The 16932-nt window shown below is 55.0% G+C and carries 17 protein-coding genes and 1 pseudogene; 4 read left to right on the forward strand and 14 right to left on the reverse strand.

The features are described 5' to 3' along the window. Positions 1-16: 16 nt before the first annotated feature. From QTO30_RS07625 to QTO30_RS22060, 3 genes are all read left to right on the forward strand, one after another. A complete protein-coding gene (locus tag QTO30_RS07625) occupies positions 17-238 on the forward strand; it encodes a DUF1127 domain-containing protein (protein WP_340423574.1) in 222 nt (73 codons plus the stop codon). 153 nt (positions 239-391) lie between these two features. After that, positions 392-1129 carry a Bax inhibitor-1/YccA family protein gene (locus QTO30_RS07630; protein WP_340423576.1) on the forward strand — a complete coding sequence of 246 codons (738 nt, stop codon included), beginning with the start codon at positions 392-394 and terminating at the stop codon, positions 1127-1129. Between the two features lie 418 nt (positions 1130-1547). Next, positions 1548-1763 carry a GmrSD restriction endonuclease domain-containing protein gene (locus QTO30_RS22060; protein WP_445327183.1) on the forward strand — a complete coding sequence of 72 codons (216 nt, stop codon included), beginning with the start codon at positions 1548-1550 and terminating at the stop codon, positions 1761-1763. Positions 1764-2447: 684 nt separating this feature from the next. Here QTO30_RS22060 and QTO30_RS07635 read toward each other — a convergent pair. The 7 genes and pseudogenes from QTO30_RS07635 to QTO30_RS07665 form a co-directional block, all read right to left on the reverse strand. After that, on the reverse strand, positions 2448-3113 hold the full coding sequence (locus tag QTO30_RS07635; protein ID WP_340423577.1) for a class I SAM-dependent methyltransferase: 666 nt from the start codon (positions 3111-3113) through the stop codon (positions 2448-2450). A gap of 5 nt (positions 3114-3118) precedes the next feature. After that, positions 3119-3439, reverse strand: a complete 321-nt coding sequence (locus QTO30_RS07640; RefSeq protein ID WP_340423578.1) for a DUF3419 family protein — start codon at positions 3437-3439, stop codon at positions 3119-3121. Between the two features lie 41 nt (positions 3440-3480). Continuing rightward, entirely contained in the window at positions 3481-4335 is an 855-nt protein-coding gene (locus QTO30_RS07645; protein WP_340423579.1) for a BtaA family protein, read from the reverse strand. A 15-nt stretch (positions 4336-4350) separates the two neighbouring features. After that, entirely contained in the window at positions 4351-5145 is a 795-nt protein-coding gene (locus QTO30_RS07650) for a UDP-2,3-diacylglucosamine diphosphatase (RefSeq protein WP_340423581.1), read from the reverse strand. Between the two features lie 164 nt (positions 5146-5309). Next, on the reverse strand, positions 5310-7244 hold the full coding sequence (locus tag QTO30_RS07655) for a calcineurin-like phosphoesterase family protein (RefSeq protein WP_340423583.1): 1935 nt from the start codon (positions 7242-7244) through the stop codon (positions 5310-5312). 184 nt (positions 7245-7428) lie between these two features. Further along, complete coding sequence (locus QTO30_RS07660) at positions 7429-9585, reverse strand: esterase-like activity of phytase family protein (protein ID WP_340423584.1); 2157 nt, start codon at positions 9583-9585, stop codon at positions 7429-7431. Positions 9586-9701: 116 nt separating this feature from the next. Continuing rightward, positions 9702-10330, reverse strand: a pseudogene (locus tag QTO30_RS07665) (organoarsenical effux MFS transporter ArsJ); the annotation flags it as partial. 58 nt (positions 10331-10388) lie between these two features. Between QTO30_RS07665 and QTO30_RS07670 the strand changes: the two are divergent. Beyond that, positions 10389-10679: an FCD domain-containing protein gene (locus QTO30_RS07670; RefSeq protein WP_445327184.1), complete on the forward strand. Its 291-nt coding sequence runs from the start codon at positions 10389-10391 to the stop codon at positions 10677-10679. Positions 10680-10789: 110 nt separating this feature from the next. Here the strand turns inward: QTO30_RS07670 and QTO30_RS07675 are convergent, their stop codons facing one another. From QTO30_RS07675 to QTO30_RS07705, 7 genes are all read right to left on the reverse strand, one after another. Next, positions 10790-11467 carry a DapH/DapD/GlmU-related protein gene (locus QTO30_RS07675; protein ID WP_340423585.1) on the reverse strand — a complete coding sequence of 226 codons (678 nt, stop codon included), beginning with the start codon at positions 11465-11467 and terminating at the stop codon, positions 10790-10792. Positions 11468-11490: 23 nt separating this feature from the next. Further along, positions 11491-12342, reverse strand: coding sequence for a phosphonate ABC transporter, permease protein PhnE (phnE, locus tag QTO30_RS07680; protein WP_340423586.1), 852 nt, complete (start codon positions 12340-12342; stop codon positions 11491-11493). Then, positions 12339-13280, reverse strand: coding sequence for a phosphonate ABC transporter, permease protein PhnE (gene phnE, locus QTO30_RS07685; protein ID WP_340423588.1), 942 nt, complete (start codon positions 13278-13280; stop codon positions 12339-12341). The genes phnE (QTO30_RS07680) and phnE (QTO30_RS07685) overlap by 4 nt, the downstream gene beginning before the upstream one ends. A 57-nt stretch (positions 13281-13337) precedes the next feature. Continuing rightward, entirely contained in the window at positions 13338-14255 is a 918-nt protein-coding gene (phnD, locus tag QTO30_RS07690) for a phosphate/phosphite/phosphonate ABC transporter substrate-binding protein (protein WP_340423589.1), read from the reverse strand. Between the two features lie 26 nt (positions 14256-14281). Beyond that, positions 14282-15079, reverse strand: coding sequence for a phosphonate ABC transporter ATP-binding protein (phnC, locus tag QTO30_RS07695; protein ID WP_340423590.1), 798 nt, complete (start codon positions 15077-15079; stop codon positions 14282-14284). A gap of 88 nt (positions 15080-15167) precedes the next feature. After that, a complete protein-coding gene (locus tag QTO30_RS07700) occupies positions 15168-16340 on the reverse strand; it encodes an alpha-D-ribose 1-methylphosphonate 5-triphosphate diphosphatase (RefSeq protein WP_340423592.1) in 1173 nt (390 codons plus the stop codon). Next, positions 16327-16890: an ATP-binding cassette domain-containing protein gene (locus tag QTO30_RS07705; protein WP_340425897.1), complete on the reverse strand. Its 564-nt coding sequence runs from the start codon at positions 16888-16890 to the stop codon at positions 16327-16329. Before QTO30_RS07705 ends, QTO30_RS07700 begins: the two co-directional genes overlap by 14 nt. Between the last annotated feature and the right edge of the window lie 42 nt (positions 16891-16932).

Here is a 16932-nt window from a genome sequence, read left to right on the forward strand (position 1 = left end):
CACGAGAGGAAATGATATGAGCATCTCAACCAGCCAAACAAATATCTGTGCAAAACACAGCATGAAGCCACGCTCCTTCTGGGCGAAACTGGACGCAATGCTCACGGTTAGACGCCAACGTCGTCACCTTTTGGACCTCGACGATCATATGCTGAATGATATCGGCATCAGCCGCAGTGAAGCCGTGCAAGAAAGCCTGAAGTCTTCCTGGGATGCGCCCGGTTATTGGCTCCGTTAGTGTCTGTTCTGGGGGTAGTTGCGACATTCCCGCGCGAAATGATCAGAAAACCGCAAAACGGCCCAATATAGCCTTGAAAAAACACCGGCACCTGCCAATATCTTGGGCAAGGAAGCCGTTTTGCGGCGCTACTGTTTATTTTGGAGGTCAAACATGGCTCAAGAACAACTTATTCGGACGGTCGGAGGGGTCCGCGCCGCTGAGATTGATGAGGGTCTTCGCGCCCACATGAACAAGGTCTACGGTACCATGTCCGTAGGCATGTTGCTGACATTTGCGGTCGCATGGGCGGTAGGTACATCCCCTGCGCTGCTTTCAGTCTTCCGCGACCCGATCACGCTGTCCCCAAATATCCTTGGGTGGATCGTGATGTTCGCACCGCTGGGCATGATCTTTATGTTTGGCGCGATGATTAACCGGTTCTCTGCGGCAGCCGCTCAGACATTCTTCTATGTCTTTGCATCCGTTATGGGTCTGTCGATGGCGTGGATTTTTGTGGCCTTCACCGGCTTGTCCATTGCGAATGTCTTCTTGATCACCTCGATCGCTTTCGCGGGTCTGAGCCTTTATGGGTACACCACGAAAAAAGATATCTCTGGTTGGGGTACATTCCTGATCATGGGTGTGATTGGCCTGATCGTAGCGATGATCGTCAACATCTTCCTGCAGTCCCCTGCCATCATGTTCGCGATTTCGATCCTGGGTGTGCTGATCTTTGCGGGTCTGACCGCCTATGACACACAGAAGATCAAGAACGACTACATCGCGCATGCCGCGCATGGCGATCAGGAATGGCTGGCAAAGTCTGCAATTATGGGTGCGCTGAACCTGTATCTGGACTTCATCAACATGTTCATGTTCCTCCTGCAGCTTTTCGGCAGCCGAGAGTAAAGTTCTCGCAACTGGATGTTTTTGACGACCCCGCCTAACGACTTGTTAGGCGGGGTTATTTTTTGTCTCGAGAAATTCTTAGGAATTCTATTCGAGCTCACAGCCTCACAAAGCAAACATGTAAAATGTACTTATTGAGCAAAAACACAGGTCTGTCAGCTACTTGGCGCAAAGTCTGACTTTACATCAAAGATTGCCTGACATCGGACCGCTCCTAACCATGATTTTGTTTGCTCGCTAGACTTTGAGCCATAACGCGGGCGGCGCGAACCTCTGTGTCCGCAGCTCAGTATCATTGCGTTAGATCTCGATATTACAATGAGATCGTCAGATGGACTTCCACTTTGCAGGCTTTTGCCATCCTGAGCAGGCATGCGGATTCTAAGCTATAGCGATCGGCAGAAAGCGAGAAGCGCGTATCGTCGGCCAAGTCGGCAATTTGATCTTGGTGGACCCAAAGACGAATGGAGAACTAGGAACGAAGCCATACAAGGAAAAGAAGAAAATATTGATAGACAAGGGGTACAAACTTCCAAACGAATTTTTGGACGTGGATGCCCTAACCCCCGAATTAATTACAAATAACACTTTGAGAATTTCGAAACTTGCGAGAACTCAAGTTTGGCGTGTTTAGTGGCTTAGGTGGTGGGGCACCGCACGAGCGCGTGACGGCCCTGTTGCGCTTAGGCCGCCAATTCGAAAACCTCAAAATTCTGCGCTCACAGCGAATGTCTCCTGCACCGGGCCGCGCCGCAGCATTGCCACCCCATTGCGGAGGTCGGCTGTGGGCCGTATAGCCCGGGACATGGGTATACCGCAGGATAGATGCTGCATCGCCTCTTAGGTCCGCAACGGAAGCCCTGGAACTATGCTGCGTGCGCTCGCAGCATAAGAAATGCGGCATGAACGAGACTTTCCGTGCTGCCTCGCGGCAAAAGATACGACCATTCATGCGAACCGCAGCATGAATCAGGAAGCGAATTCACAGGTCGCTCGACAAACGTGCCGCTTGCCGAATTCGCACGAATAAGTCTTACTCGAACACTGCTTGGCGCTACAGGGAGGACGCAGCCATTTGCAACGGGTGACAGTCAAACGAAGAATGTCGCGCGTACCTGACATTCAATTGAGTTTGTCATGCGTGCAAGACGATAGAGAGGTAAAAACTGAGGTTGCATTTGGCGGTTTAAGCACAGGGGTTCGGACGATGCGCGCGCTTCCCGGTTTAAGACGAAAGTGTTGAATAGTGTAGCAGATCTAGGTGGTGAGATTCTGCAATTGGGTTTTCAGTTTTCCCGTGGATACGCGAGCCCTTTGTCTATCCGTATTGTTCAACTTTAGCTTCGGGTCGATCGGCGATATCGCCTTTTCGAACGCAAGCATATTGGACATAGCTGCGCAGCAGTTGTTTGTGGGTGACCTGTGCCTCTTGCAGGCCGTTGAGTATACGGTGCAGGTCGTCCCTAGGGACGACATGAAAACGTGCAAGCCAGTTGCGCAGGTTTCGGCTAAACCACTGCGGCATGCGCAACTGATCGCCAAAATCCACAATGTGCAGCTCACCATCGGGCGCAAGGTGATCAACAGCTTCCTCGATTGCCGACTGCCATTGTGGGATCATTGAGACGCAGTAGGACATCACGATGCGGTCAAACTTGGCGCGGCCAAACAGGTCCAACGGATCAAAATCGCAAGCATCCCCTTGTGCAAGTTTGGCCCGATCCCCCAGCTTTGCGCGCGCCGAGCGGAGCATTTCCGACGAGATATCAAGCCCATAAAGATATCTGCCTGGATAGCGCATATCAACCTGCGCCAAATTGCGCCCGGTGCCGCACGCGATTTCCAGAATATGCGCAGCGGCATCAGGCTTCAGTTGGCGCAAGGTGTAATCGCGACCCAAGAGATAGTATTTCCGGGTCGCGTCGTAGAAAAATCGCTGCTTGCGATATACTTGATCCATAAGTGCGCTATGCGTTTCGGTCATGCGCTTTAGCCTTTGAAATGATAAAGATGAAATCCGCCGTAAATCGCTGACCGATCATTGCGGAAACCTCGGGCCGAAGCATCGGCCTGATAAGACCAGCGTGACAGCGTCCCGTGATTCACGCGACCCGGTAAGATGTCTTCCCTGCCGCCAGTTCGGAAGATGACCCGCGCGCCGGGTGCAGCAGTTCGGGAGATCTCATCCCACAATGCGTTTAACTGATCATCGTTCATCCAGTCTTGCGCATCCAGCAGGACGTAACAGTCTTTCGAGGCCGTCGGTTGTTGCGCCAATACGTCGGTCACGGATCTGTTCAACACTGTCACCCGTGCTGCACCCGCACGTATTGCTGCGAAATTCTCGGGCGCTAAATAGGGGGCACAGCGGGGCGTGGGACCGGCTCATAGCCCCGATAGGCGGCTTGCCAGGCAAAATAGTTGTCCTTGATCGGGAAGTCACAAAACAGCTTGCGTGTTCGTTCCTGCAAGACCGCAACGATATCACCTCCTGCATCCGCCGCCAGCTTGTCATATTGCGCCGGGGGAATGCCCAAACCGAAAAGAGACGCCCGGCGGTTTGCCAGAAATTTGATAATGCGGCTGTTATAAAGGGGAACAATCTGTTGTTCGTAGAACGCTTGCTGCTCCGCCAGCGATTGGGCCGCCAGAAGAGGCGCAAAATCAACGCGAGCCAGTTTGGCGATGACGTGAACGACGCCAATGAACCTGCCCAGCAGCCCGTGACGGTAAAGCCCCCGCGCCAGTATTCTTTTTCGTGGTCCTGTCAGGGTATGCGCGTTCCAGAACCTATGCGTTTCCGCGTCAAGAAAAGGTGCGGCATAGGTATCAAAGTTCAAGACATTGGTGGGCTGATCGCCCCGAACCAGCATGGCAAAAAGGGTTGCGTAGTCTGGCGCATGTTGCACTGTCGCCAGTTTCAACTTGTTCAACATCACATGCGCAGGCGAGAGATCAACAGCGGTGATGGATGCCGGGTTGGCGGCAAGGTAGGACAACACGTTGCATCCGCCCGAGGTGATACAGACGAGGTTGTCGTCGGGTTGGATTTGCAGCGCCTCCATATCAACGACCGGGTCTTCCCAGATTTGCGCATAGACCAGACCATGAAACAGCCTTGAAAAAGCGCGCTCCAGTAGGCCCTCGCGCGTCATGGTCGCGTTCTGGTTCACTGCCGCGCTCAGTTGTTCGGTGACAGATGTCATTAGTCTCTCCCTGCTTCAGGTATCTGCTCGGGCGAGTTGCTTTGCAGTTTTGCGCGGCGGCTTGCGATCCGCCGTCGCTTTCTCTTCCCAATCAATCAGTTCGATTTCACCGGTGGGGTGTTCGGCAATTGCCGTGCAGCTTTCGACCCAATCGCCCGTGTTGATGTAGTCGATATCCTTGATTTGACGGATGTTGGCGTGATGGATATGGCCGCAGATTACGCCGTCATAGCCACCGCGCCGTGCCTCTTCGGCCAGCACATCCTCGTATTGGCCGATAAAATTCACTGCCGTCTTGACCTGCCGCTTGGCCCATTTGGACAATGACCAATATTGGCCTCCCCAAAGCGACTTGATACGATTAATCTTGGGATTCAGCCAGATCAGAAAATCATAGGCTGCGTCCCCGAAATGGGCGAGCCATTTGGCATTCATAACCACGGCATCAAACTGGTCACCATGCGTGACCAGATAGTGCTTGCCATTCATGCCTGTGAAATCGGCAGTCTGCACCACCTCGATGCCACCGAAATGGGTGCCCAGATAGTTGCGCATCACTTCATCGTGGTTGCCGGGCACAAAGATGATCCGGGTGCCGCGCCTTGCCTTATCCAACAAGGTTTGAACCACATTGTTATGTTCTTGCGGCCAGTGCCATCCTCGCCGGGTAAGCGCCCAGCCATCGAAGATATCACCGACCAGATAGATGGTACCTGCGTCGTGTTTTCTTAGAAACGCCACAAGTAGATCGGCGCGGCATCCACGTGTACCAAGGTGAATGTCTGATAGGAAAAGAGTTCTGAACAGCATATGCGATCTCACGCAGGTCCGGTTGCTGTTGGGGTAAAGTTGTTGTGTGACAACGGCGTGACTGACACCACATCTTGTGGCGCTTTCGGGTACAACAGTCTCAGTTGTGAGCATGCAAAAGGCGCCCACTTGTAGTGAGCGCCTCCTGACTTCAACAAAGAGAGCTACTCCCAGAACACTTCCTGCCAAGTCATGTCAGGGATTTCCTCGACAACTTCGAACGCAATGGTGTCGCTGTATGTCCGCCCGTGATGATCTTCGACCTTGACGGTCAGACTGTGGATACCTGCGGGAAGATCTGCGGGCAGATCAACGGTCCAGAGATGCGGCGATGAATTGGTCCACAGCCAGCTGTCAAGCGGTCCGGCATTCCCCTCCCAGATGCTGCCCTGGAACATTTCGTACCCGTTGTTACCGGACGCTGACGCCATGGCGCGGCGTGTATCGCTGAATTGTCGGAAGATGGCAAAGGGGTCGGATGCCTCGATTGATCGCAGCTTGGCTTCACCGGTGCCTTTCTGGGTACGTGTGGCCTCGAACGCTGCCCCGTCATTGATTTGCAGCATGACCGTGTCTTCGCGGCTACCATTCCAGACATTTACGACCGCCCATGTCTGCCCTTCAAGATCAGCGCGAGTCAGCATGTTCACGTCGCCCATATCATTCAGTGATACCGGTGGGATCACCTCACTGCGCGTGCCGCCATAGACATTGACGTAATCCACGAGCTTTTGGGCCCATTCACGGTAGCGGGGAGAGTTGAACGAAACGTGGAACTGTTCACTATGATCATGGGTAAAGGATTTGTAGCTTTCCTGGTAGTCCGCCCCGTCAAATGCAAGCTGATAGAACCCGCGCGGGCTGCCCAGACGCTGCGGCGCACCGGGCACCCCGTCGTCATTCAGGCTGCCCGACCACCACGAACCCGACAAGGCACCGGTGACAATTTGGTGAAAAGGGGCCGGGCCAACGCCTGTGTTTTCCTCCCAACCTTCGTAGTATTCGCCTGTCAGAATGTTCTCGGTCGTGTGCGTATGGCCAGAGAGACCAAGCACAAGTCGTTCGCCTAGAATTTCGACCAATGCATCCAGATTGTCAGTCTGGTGCTTGGCAGCCGTGTTATCCGTGAAAGTCTGGAACGGTATATGCGCCATCATCACAATCAGTTTGTCGTCTGGCACAAAAGACAGGTCATTGGCCAGCCATTCCAACTGCCGATCATGGACAACGCCGTTATAAGTTTGGCGCTCTGAGGGATCACAAAACGGATGATCGTCAACGCCGTTGCAGGGATAGCGTACGTTATCAAGTGTCACGAAATGCACGTTGCCGATATCAAACGAATAGTATTCCGGTCCCCATTCTCGGCGGAATGTGTCGAAGGAATGCTGGTCGCTTTCTGCGTCAAAATCGACGTCATGATTACCACCTGCGTAATATTGGGGTGTGTCGCCAACGGTGATGATTTCCTTGAAACGTGGATAAAGCGACAGGTCATCGCCCATGATATCGCCAGCAAACAACAAGCACTCTGTATCGCTGTTGTTCCGCGCGGCCAGCATCCGGCCCACGGTTTCGCGCACGTAGGACACCTGCATGTTGAAATAGGGCTGTGCGTCACCAAACACGAGGCATTCAAACTCAGCCCGCGCCGAGTTATCCGCGATCAGCGGAAAGTTGACCGCCTCTGGCATGGGTCCCGTAGGTTCGATCCCACCAAAACGGAGATCGGGAGACCCTTCCTCCTTATGGATATAGCTAAACTGCGGCACCAAAAACGCATCAACCGGGGTCGTGTAGCCCGCAGGTTTGGTTATGAAGAGGTTCATGTCACCATAAACGGGAAGCGCGTATGAACCGACGTCATCCGTCGCGACCACTTCACGACCATTCGACACCAGAACGCCCGCGATACCTATTTCGGCATCATCCAAAATACCGTTGCGGTTGGCATCGATAAAAACAGTGCCGCGCGCCATGTCGGCACCGGTGCTGCTGGGAACAACATGAACAGATGCGTTGTATGAAGTATCTTTTGCAGCTGCTGCCGTCGCCCAAAGCAGTGCCATGGGAAGAACAAGAGAAACTGAATGTCGCACGGAAATCTCCTTCTCATATGAGATGATTGAGACCTGCAACATCGGCGCGTTGTGTGACGCTGGTATCTACCGAACGTGACGTTTTGGAATCTGGTTGATGACAGAGCGCATGTCGGACGCAACCCGCACAAAAATAGCGCCGGAGGTCTCCCTCCGACGCCAGCTACTCAAATATTTCAGCTCCTTAAAACTGACCTGGCGACCAGAAATATGTCTCGCCAGAACTATCGTCCACACCGTCGTTATCAGTGCTGATCCACGCCGTGCCATCTGGGAAAATGGCCAGACCTTCGACCTTGTCGACCGCGTAACCATTTAATGTCAACAAATCGGGGATTAGGTTGCGGACCTCCTCCTTGCTAACCACGGGCAGCGCTTCGCCCAATGGTGCGGGCACCATTTCGGCGGCTGGAATACGATAGATTTTCTTGGTCACCGCGGCCCCGCCGATTTGGTTGTCGCGCTCGATGACGTAGACAAAGTCACCGTGCGCCACGATTTCTGACAAACCGACCCAACCAGTCGAAGGTTCGGCTTTTGGATAATGCACCGCGCCCCATTCTTCTGTTTCGAGGTTGTAGGCAACCAGTTTAACGTGGTTGGCGGGGTCGTCTGCCCATTCACGTTGGACAGCCATCCAAAGGACATCTCCAACCTTGGTGATCCCTTCAAAACCAAATCGACGTTCATTTGCCATCAACTCTGGCGGCAGACCGATCTCTCCATCGCGAAATTGGATTTCTCCGTCAGCGTTCACATGGTAAATCGCGTGTGGGATCACCCGGTCGGTGCGACCCTCAGAGGCGATATAGAAACCGCCTTCGCCATCCAGCGTGATGCCTTCCATGTCGAGTTGCTGGGCCGGATCACCGTTCTGTCGGGTGACCGGGATGCTGTCAACAATCGTCGCAGGGGTGGTCGTCGTGTCGATTTTGAAGATCGTTGGCTGAAAGCCATAAAAGCTGTCGTTCACGGCCCAGACTATGCCATCCGCGTCCGCCACCATGCCAGAGATCGCGCCCCAGCCAATAAGCTCATCCGCACCTGCCGATGTCAGCTGCGGATAGGCGGGGTCCGCATCCTGCAATTGATAAATCATGACATGGCTGCGCACGCCGCCATCTTCGATCAGGTCAACCTCATTCGCCGTGACAAAAAGGTTGCGCGCAGGGATTGCGACCGCGCCTTCAGGCCCGACACCACTTGGCAGGAGCTGCGCAAGCAAGGGTGCTGTTGGATCGGTCAGGTCATAAACGCCGACGATTGAGGATCGTTCGGCCAGAATGAACGCCATCGGCGTATTATCAAATACGCCAAACTCCATCCCTTCGGGCTCAACCCCTTTCGCATCAGAGCGGCGATCCGGATAATGCCCGACCTCTACAATGGCATGCTCAAAACCTGTGCCGTTCTCGTAGACCAACGCGCCATCCTGGCTGAAGATCGACCAGCCGCGCGATCCTCCATCCATGTCGCCTTCGTTGGCGATGGCGAAATGCGTGTTGTCGATCCACTGCACCGCGTCAGGTTCGCGTAAGCGACCAGGCTGGCTTTCGTTGAAGATTAAGGCAGCGCGTTCATCCGTTGCGTCAATGCCTTCCAGATCGACCGCCCCGGCAGAAAAATGGCTGATCACGCCGTCCTTGTTCGCCACGACAATGTGGTTGTTTTCCTGCAGGGTGACGACAATCTCGCCTTCGGCGTTGATGTCGACAAATTCGGGCTCGGGATCTTCCGGGGCTACATCGGCCAAACCGGACACATCAATCACGTTGAGCGAGTCGCAATTCAGCGTGCCATCGGCCACATCGACGGTGACAAGAAAGCCACCCGGCGTCTGGCCCACGCGTCCGTCGCCCAGGTCTTCATCCCGCTCATTTTCGATTGCAACGGCGATGAAAGACCCATCTGGTGCGGTTGCCGTCGAATCTGGTTGGCCGCCCAAATCGCAGGCCGCAATCTCGGTCATGCTGTCCAGATCAAAGGCTTTGACCATGCCCGACGGGTTCGTGAAGCTTTCGGACGTGTTCACCCCTACAAACGCGGTGTTCCCGATGATCGAGACGGCTGTCGGCTCTCCACCTACTGCGATGTTGCCCTTTGGCGTTGGATTCGCCGGATCAGTGATGTCGATCAGACCGATCACGCCTAGCGGGCTGTCGGAATAGACCAAAGTCATGCCATCAGCGGTGGCGCTGATAATTTCGGCAGAGCTTTCTTCGCCAGCGTCAGCGTTGTTCAGAAATGTCGGAAAGCTAGAAATGCGGTTGAATGCGTCAGCGTTGGCCATACCGGCCGAGATCGCAATGACGGATGTCATAGCAACAAGTTTACAGGTCATTGGATGTTTTCCCCCTAGAAATAACCTGTAAAGCCGTGCACGCGGGACGCGACGGTTTGGCAACAAAAACACAACAGTTCTGTAAAACTACGCCTAGTTGGCCGGGACTGCGCCCCCTACGCTTGTTCTGGCTTCAAAAATCCAACCATCGCAGCAGACAGCGCAACCATGACAGCCGCAATCCCCAACATCGGTGGCAGCCCGCCAACCTGATAGGTGAGGCCAGACAGGAGTGTTCCGGCCAATCGTCCCGCGGCATTCGCCATGTAGTAAAAGCCTACATCCATTGTAACGCGCTCTGCCTTGGTGAAGGCTAAAATCAAGTAGGAATGAAGCGATGAGTTCACGGCGAAAACAGCACCGAATGCCAGCAGCCCGACCACCAGTGCAATCGTCAACCACACGTGCGGCTCACCTGCTACGACAGCAATGGCTGTCAAAATAGCCGGTACGATGGCCAGAGCCCAAGCCCAACCGCGCGCCGCGGCGATCAACTCATGTTCCGGCCGCGTTTTTGCGCGCAATATATGTGGGGCATTGGCTTGCACCAAACCGTAAAGGATCACCCAGCCCGCCATGAATGTACCGATCAAAAAAAAGCGGTTCGATTGCCTTCGGTCGTGCCGTTCGACAGGACCGCATAAAAGTAGATGGGAATGCCGACAACAAACCAGACATCCCGTGCACCGAACAAAAATACCCTTGCAGCACTCAACCAGTTCACATTGGCCGATTTTGAGAACACCGATTGGGAAGGAAACCTCGTCGCTGCGCATCACAAACTGCACCTGATGGAACAGAAGATGCTGACCGGCGACGACAGCCAAAAGGAAGACTGGAAGCGGTACGACTGGGAATTCCATCTCGCATTGATCGAAGCCTGCGGCTCTCGAAATCTACCGTCGCTCCATGCTGTTCTGTTCGACAAGTATTTGCGTTACCAGGTGCTTGTCCTGACAAATCGTGGTCAGGCCGCCGTTCAGGAACATAAGGAAATGTTCGACGCGGCGCTTGCCCGAGACATTGATGGCGCGGCAAGATCGCTTCAATCCCATATCGAGGGGGGATTGGAACATACGCTCGCAGCGTTCTAACGATTGGATCTGTGCCAATAGTATTGTGTTTTCGTAAGATCAAATCGCCGCCTGACAAACGTTCGCCGCAACATTTGAAACCGACAGGGAGTCCAATGACTGATCTGACGTCAATGAGTGCCCACCACAATTGCCGATGCCGTAGCTGCAAACGGACGCTGCGTAGGCATTGATACAGCGCAGTGGTCAGCCGTATTTTTGAATGAAACGGTCAATCTCCAGTGTACGAATGTCAGGCAACGCGGCCTGATACTTGTCGCGCGGCCAGTTCCAAAGCGCAATCGCTTGTAACGCTTGGGCCTGCTCTTCCGAAAAGCGGCGCTTGATAAACCTAGCTTAAGCACACCGCCCGCAAAGGTGTAGGGGGCAACGTCGCGCGTCACAACGGCACCAGCCCCAACAACCGCACCATCACCAATTGTGACACCTGCAGTGACTGTTACACCATGCCCTATCCAAACATCGTGACCGATTGTGACCCAATGCTCTTTGCGCCATTGAAAGAAGTCATGGTCATCATCGCCAAGTCCGTAGGCCTCCGCTCGATAAACAGAATGGTGCTGTGTTGCGCGCCAGGTAGGGTGGTTGCCAGGGTTTATGCGGGTGTCATTCGCGATCGAACAGAACTTGCCGATCGCCGCCCAGACGACATGGCAGTTGCGGGTGATGTAGGAATAGTCCCCCATCTCAACATCTTTCATCACTGTGCCGTCGCCGACCTCTGTCCAGACACCGAGGTCGCAATCAGCGACTGTCGCATTCGGATGGATGGTGGGGGCGTCTGTCAAACGCTTTTTTGATCCTGCCCCGCTCACTTTGCGAGGTCCGCTTTGCCGATCAGGCGCTGCCGGACGAGCCCCGACAGCCAGTCGATCACGTAAACCATTGCGATAATGAGGAAGATGATCGACCATGCCTCGCCCCACCGATATGCGCTGATCCGGTCGGACAGCAGGAAGCCAATGCCGCCTGCACCCACGATGCCAAGGATCGTACCCGAGCGGACGTTGGACTCAAAGTTGTAAAGCAGGATCGACAGGATCACTGGGTTCACCTGCGGCATGATACCAAAACGGATTTGCTGCAGGCGCGAACCACCTGATGCTTTCACACCGTCGATGGGACGTTCGGAGGTATTCTCAATTGCCTCAGAGAAAAGCTTCGAAAAGGTCCCGATTTCGCTCACCGTAATCGCGAGGATGCCCGCAAGCGGGCCAAGACCAAAAGCACGGATAAAGATGAGAGCGAGGATGAGCGTCTCAAACGCGCGGATCACGTCATAACCACGCCGCGCCGTCTGGCGCCAGAAGGTGAACCGGTTGATGTTCTTAGCACCGAGGAACGATAGCGGAAAAGCGATCACAGCACCGAGTACTGTCCCGAGGAAAGCGATCGCGAGCGTCTCGCCGAGACCGTTCAAAATCTCGGAAAACTCTTCCCATGTTGTCCAGATGTAGGGCGGAAACATGAAACTTGCGACGGTGCCAAACCGTTCCAGTCCTGTCCAAATCCGCTCTGGGCTGAAATCAAACGCCCAGAGGCAGTAGCAAAAGAGCCCGATCATGAAGACACGCAGGCTGATCTTGCGGGCGCGCACCAGCGGCGGATCGCGAAAGGCGCGCGGAACGCGAGTCTTGGCAGCGGCGATCTGGTCGGGAGTCATGTGCGCATTCCTTCCAAGCCGATGATCCGATGGCGCAGCTTTTCAGACCCATAGTCGATGATCATGACCGTCACGAAGATGATCACGAAAAGCGCCGAAAGATCGGTGTATTCCTGAAAGCTCATCGCGACACGAAACTCCTGCCCAAGGCCACCGGCACCCACATAGCCGATGATGGACGAAGCGCGCACGTTGATCTCAAACCGCAGCAGCGTGTAGCTGATGATGTTAGGCATGACCTGCGGAACGGCGCCATAGCGGATCTGATCAAACCATGTCCCACCTGCCGCTTTCACTCCTTCGAGCGGGCCCATGTCTATGTTTTCGTTGACCTCGGAGTAGAGTTTTCCCAGCGCGCCCGTGGCGTGCAGGCCGATAGCAAGAACGCTTACCATGGGACCGACCGAGAAACAGAAAACAAAGATGATGGCCCAAACCAGCTCTGGCACAGTGCGCGCAATTTCCAGATACCGGCGGGTGATCCACAGCACCAACTTGTTGGGTGCTAGGTTACGGGAGGCCGGAAAGGACAGAAGAAACCCGCCGATGACGCCCAGCACCGTCGCCATATAGGCAATCAGGATGGTTTCAAACAGCAGTTTCAGCCACGTGCGCCAGCGCCAGAACCACTCTGACAAGTCGGCGCCCAGCGTTTCCCAGCGCAAGTTTGGGATCATTTGCGAGACGAATTCCCCGAGGCGTGGTATGCCAGCAGCGAGCACCCATCGCCATTCGCGCGACCCGTCCGGCATCGTCAACTGCGTCACACGAAAGAAGTCGCCCAACCAGGATGTCACCATAAATACGATGAAAAACAACACTGATCCGATGAGCCACGCGCGGCGGGATGATTTACGCGCCGCGGCGAAATCTACCTCGAACGCATCAATCTTTGCGCTGTTTGAGGGCGCAAAAGCGGGATCGGTGATGACTGTCATCAAAACACTCCAGAACGAGCAAGGACAGGCCCGAAGACCTGCCCTATACTGATACCCTTAGCCCGCGCGGCGCTGTTCACGGATCCATTCGCGCATATCAACGATCCACTGATAGCGTTCGTGATCAACGCGCTGAAAGCCCGCCTGGTTGTTGTCGTTGTCTGCTGACCATTCCGAATAGATACGGAAGCCCTCGACATCTTCTGTCGGGAATGCCTCGATAGCGGCGGTGACATCCTTGATCAGATCGGCAGGCAGGTTGGAGCGGAAAGTCCATGGGCCCGATGTGATTTCGGGGCTTTCCCAGATTTTGCACACCTGTCCGTCTTCGATCATACCTTTTGAGATCATACGCTGAAAGACACCGTCGGCTTCGTTGTTCCACCAGGTGGCGGCAGTGTCGAATGTCCCGTTCACCACCCCGCTCACACCGGCCTCATGGCTACCGGAGAAGGTGACTGTGCCGAAAAACTCTTCAGGAACAATGCCATCGACGTTCACCATATTGAAGTAAGGAACAGCGTAGCCGGACGTGGAATCCGGGTCCGCGAAGGCATGTACCTTGCCTTCGGCATCGGCCAGTGTCTCAATCCCGCTATCGCAACGCGTCACAACGATGGAGTAGTAGCCAGTTGCACCATTCTCGCGCAAATTCGTGAGCGTTGGGACAACACCGCCATTGGTCGCAGTGTAGGCAGCAGCGTATGACGACGAACCGAAGCGACCAATTTCGATCTGGTCAGCAGCCATCGCCTGAATGACGCCATCGTAGTTGCCCGCAGTGAAGATCTCGACTTCAACACCCAGTTTTTCTTCCAAGAACACGCGCAGCGGCTCGTTGCGCAGCAGGCGGTCTTTTTCGTTCTCACCCGACAGAATACCGAACTTCAGAACAGCATAGTCGTCACGCCATTCCGCGAAAGCCGGGGCAGCAATCAGCGCGCAAAGCGCAGTATTAGTTAGAAAACGCATCATTCATCTCCCTGATTTACGTTTGCTTTTCAGGCCATCTCTCGCACGGCTGTGGAGGTCACGGCTTCGTTGAACTCTTTGAGACCCTCAAGCCCGTAGATATCGCGCACCACGCCATCGGTGAGCTGTTGCGCTGTCCCATCAAAGAACACCCGTCCTTGCCGCATCGCGATGATGCGGTCGCTGTAGGCGCGTGCAGTATCAAGGGTGTGCAGATTGACCAGCACAGTGATCCCATCTTCGCGGTTGATCTGTTTCAAACCATCCATCACAAGCGTTGCATTTGCAGGATCAAGCGAGGCGATAGGCTCATCCGCGAGCATTATTTTTGGTTTTTGCACCAATGCCTTAGCTATAGCGACGCGCTGTTGCTGTCCGCCCGAAAGGGTGCCAGCGCGTTGCAGGGCTTGCGGCACCAAATCCAGCCGATCCAACGCCTCAACTGCCATAGCACGCTCTTCATCGGTGAAGTTCATCGCCATGGATGAGAGGAACCCATGCTCCGCCAAACGCCCGATCAGGACATTGGTTAGGACGTCCAGACGTTCAACAAGATTGAACTGCTGAAAGATCATCGCGCAGTCGCGCCGCCATCCCCGCAAGGGCTTGCCTTTGAGCGCCGTAATTTCGGTACCCTGAAATGAAATCGACCCCGAAGTGGGGTCAATGAGCCTGTTGATCAGGCGGAGCATTGTGGACTTGCCCGCGCCGGAGCGTCCGATCACCCCGACGAACTGGCCCGGCTCAATTTCGAGCGAAACATTATCTACGGCGGTAGTTTCGCCAAAGACACGGGTGACATTTGAAAGCTTGAGAAGTTCAGGCATATCGATTCATCCGAATGAATTTTCTGACCTGATTTAGCGCCTGCTGCGTAACAGGCCAGAGTCCTTTCCATGACAGTTTTGTTACGTCTCAGGCGACGGTGCGCAGTCCGGCCGCGGCGGATGTCATAGCGCCGTTCGAATGCACGATTTGGGCGGCCTTCAACGTCTCAACAACCCGGTCACGCCCATCTACAATGCAGAGATCGGCGCGTTTTCCGACCGCGATTTCACCACGATCTGTAAGGCCAAGTGCCTTTGCGGGATTTGCCGTCGCGAGCCGCGTCGCACCAGCAAGACCCCGTGGATCGGTCTTGGCCAAAACCCGGACCGCAGGCAGGATCGCAGCCGGATGATAGTCGGCCGCAAGAATATGCAGCATCCCGGCCGCATGGAGATCGCGTGCGGAAAGGTTGCCCGAATAGCTTTGCCCACGCATCGCATTGGGCGCACCCATCGCAGTCATGAGTCCGCGTGAAACAACCGTTTCAGCGGCTTCCATCGTCACCGGAAATTCACTGATTACAGCGCCAAAATCCGCAATGAGGTTAGATTTCTCGACCGTATCATCGTCATGGCTGACCATCGCGACGCTATGTTCTTTGCAGAGGGCGGAGACCCGTTGCAGGTTGGTCAAAATCTGTTCCGACCCCATTGCCTCATCCATTTTTGCCTGCACCTTCGCGCGCGCCTCTTCCACCGAAACGCCATAGTGTGCCGCGCGCAGCTCAATATGACGCTCAAGGTTGCGATACTGGCCCTGGCCGGGGGTGTGGTCCATGACAGACACCAGATCCACTTGCCCATCGACAAGCAAATCACCCAAGGCATCGATGGCTTCGGTAAAGGTAATGTCAAAGCGGGCGTGGATCTTATGATCGACCCGCATCGCCTGCTTTGCCGTCTTGAGTGCTCGGATGACCCCGCAGGTGTGTTCAAAAGACCGGCGCTCACCATCCCGCGCACCGCGTGAAAAGGACACGGCGGCATAGGCTGTCACGACACCCGTCGCGGCAAGCCGCGTATCAAGGTGACCGAGTGCGACATCCATTGGAAAGTCCACGTGTACACGTGGCTCAAGCTCCAACTCGATCATATCGCCGTGCATGTCGATGAAACCAGGGAAGAGGTGTTTGCCGTCCCCCTGAATGCCGCCAGCAACGGCATGTTCCTTGATCTCGGTGATCACCCCATCTTCGACCAAAACGGATCCGCCGGGAACCACCCGATCAGGCAGAACGACTGTGAAATCAGAGAGCCACATCGTGTCGATCCTCTTGCGGGGCAGCGTCAGGGGTGAGATCAATTTCGCGGTCAATGAGGGCGGCGACATCGCCCGGATGGTGGAATACGCCGATCATCGCTGTGCCTTGCGCCTTGAGGTCAGCGAGACGCCGCACAAGTGCTGCCCGCGCGGCTACATCAAGAGACGCTGTCGGCTCATCAAGCAGCAAGAGCCGTTGCGGCAAGATCAGTGCGCGAGCCAGATTGACCTTCTGCTGCTCACCTCCAGAGAATGTTGTGGGGTATGCCGCCCAAAGCGCCTCTTTGACACCAAAGGCACTCAGCCAGTGCCGCGCCTGTCTGAGCGCATCCTCTGCCGAATATCCAGCAAGGCGCAGCGGCTCTGCCACCAGCGCCTCTGCACTCACGCGGGGGCGCGCCGTCAGAAATTGTGTGACAAAGCCGATCTCTGTGCGCCGCAGATGCGTGATGTCTACATCAGCCGCACGCACAAGATCGATAGCGCCATGGTCGGAATAAAACAGGATCTCCCCATCTTGGGCGAGATAGCTGCGATAAAGTGTTCGCAGAAGAGTGGACTTGCTTAGCGCCGTTGCGCCCCTTCAGGAGCA

The organism is Yoonia sp. GPGPB17 (assembly GCF_037892195.1).
GTDB lineage: Bacteria > Pseudomonadota > Alphaproteobacteria > Rhodobacterales > Rhodobacteraceae > Yoonia.

Excerpts from the sequence above, each read along its gene's own strand:
- phnE (WP_340423586.1), bottom strand. The coding sequence starts at position 12,342 with ATGACTCCCGACCAGATCGCCGCTGCCAAGACTCGCGTTCCGCGCGCC.
- phnE (WP_340423588.1), bottom strand. The coding sequence starts at position 13,280 with ATGACAGTCATCACCGATCCCGCTTTTGCGCCCTCAAACAGCGCAAAG.
- phnC (WP_340423590.1), bottom strand. The coding sequence starts at position 15,079 with ATGCCTGAACTTCTCAAGCTTTCAAATGTCACCCGTGTCTTTGGCGAA.
- QTO30_RS07670 (WP_445327184.1), top strand. The coding sequence starts at position 10,389 with ATGCTGACCGGCGACGACAGCCAAAAGGAAGACTGGAAGCGGTACGAC.
- QTO30_RS07645 (WP_340423579.1), bottom strand. The coding sequence starts at position 4,335 with ATGACATCTGTCACCGAACAACTGAGCGCGGCAGTGAACCAGAACGCG.
- QTO30_RS07630 (WP_340423576.1), top strand. The coding sequence starts at position 392 with ATGGCTCAAGAACAACTTATTCGGACGGTCGGAGGGGTCCGCGCCGCT.
- QTO30_RS07700 (WP_340423592.1), bottom strand. The coding sequence starts at position 16,340 with ATGTGGCTCTCTGATTTCACAGTCGTTCTGCCTGATCGGGTGGTTCCC.
- phnD (WP_340423589.1), bottom strand. The coding sequence starts at position 14,255 with ATGATGCGTTTTCTAACTAATACTGCGCTTTGCGCGCTGATTGCTGCC.
- QTO30_RS07650 (WP_340423581.1), bottom strand. The coding sequence starts at position 5,145 with ATGCTGTTCAGAACTCTTTTCCTATCAGACATTCACCTTGGTACACGT.
- QTO30_RS07660 (WP_340423584.1), bottom strand. The coding sequence starts at position 9,585 with ATGACCTGTAAACTTGTTGCTATGACATCCGTCATTGCGATCTCGGCC.
- QTO30_RS07635 (WP_340423577.1), bottom strand. The coding sequence starts at position 3,113 with ATGACCGAAACGCATAGCGCACTTATGGATCAAGTATATCGCAAGCAG.
- QTO30_RS07625 (WP_340423574.1), top strand. The coding sequence starts at position 17 with ATGAGCATCTCAACCAGCCAAACAAATATCTGTGCAAAACACAGCATG.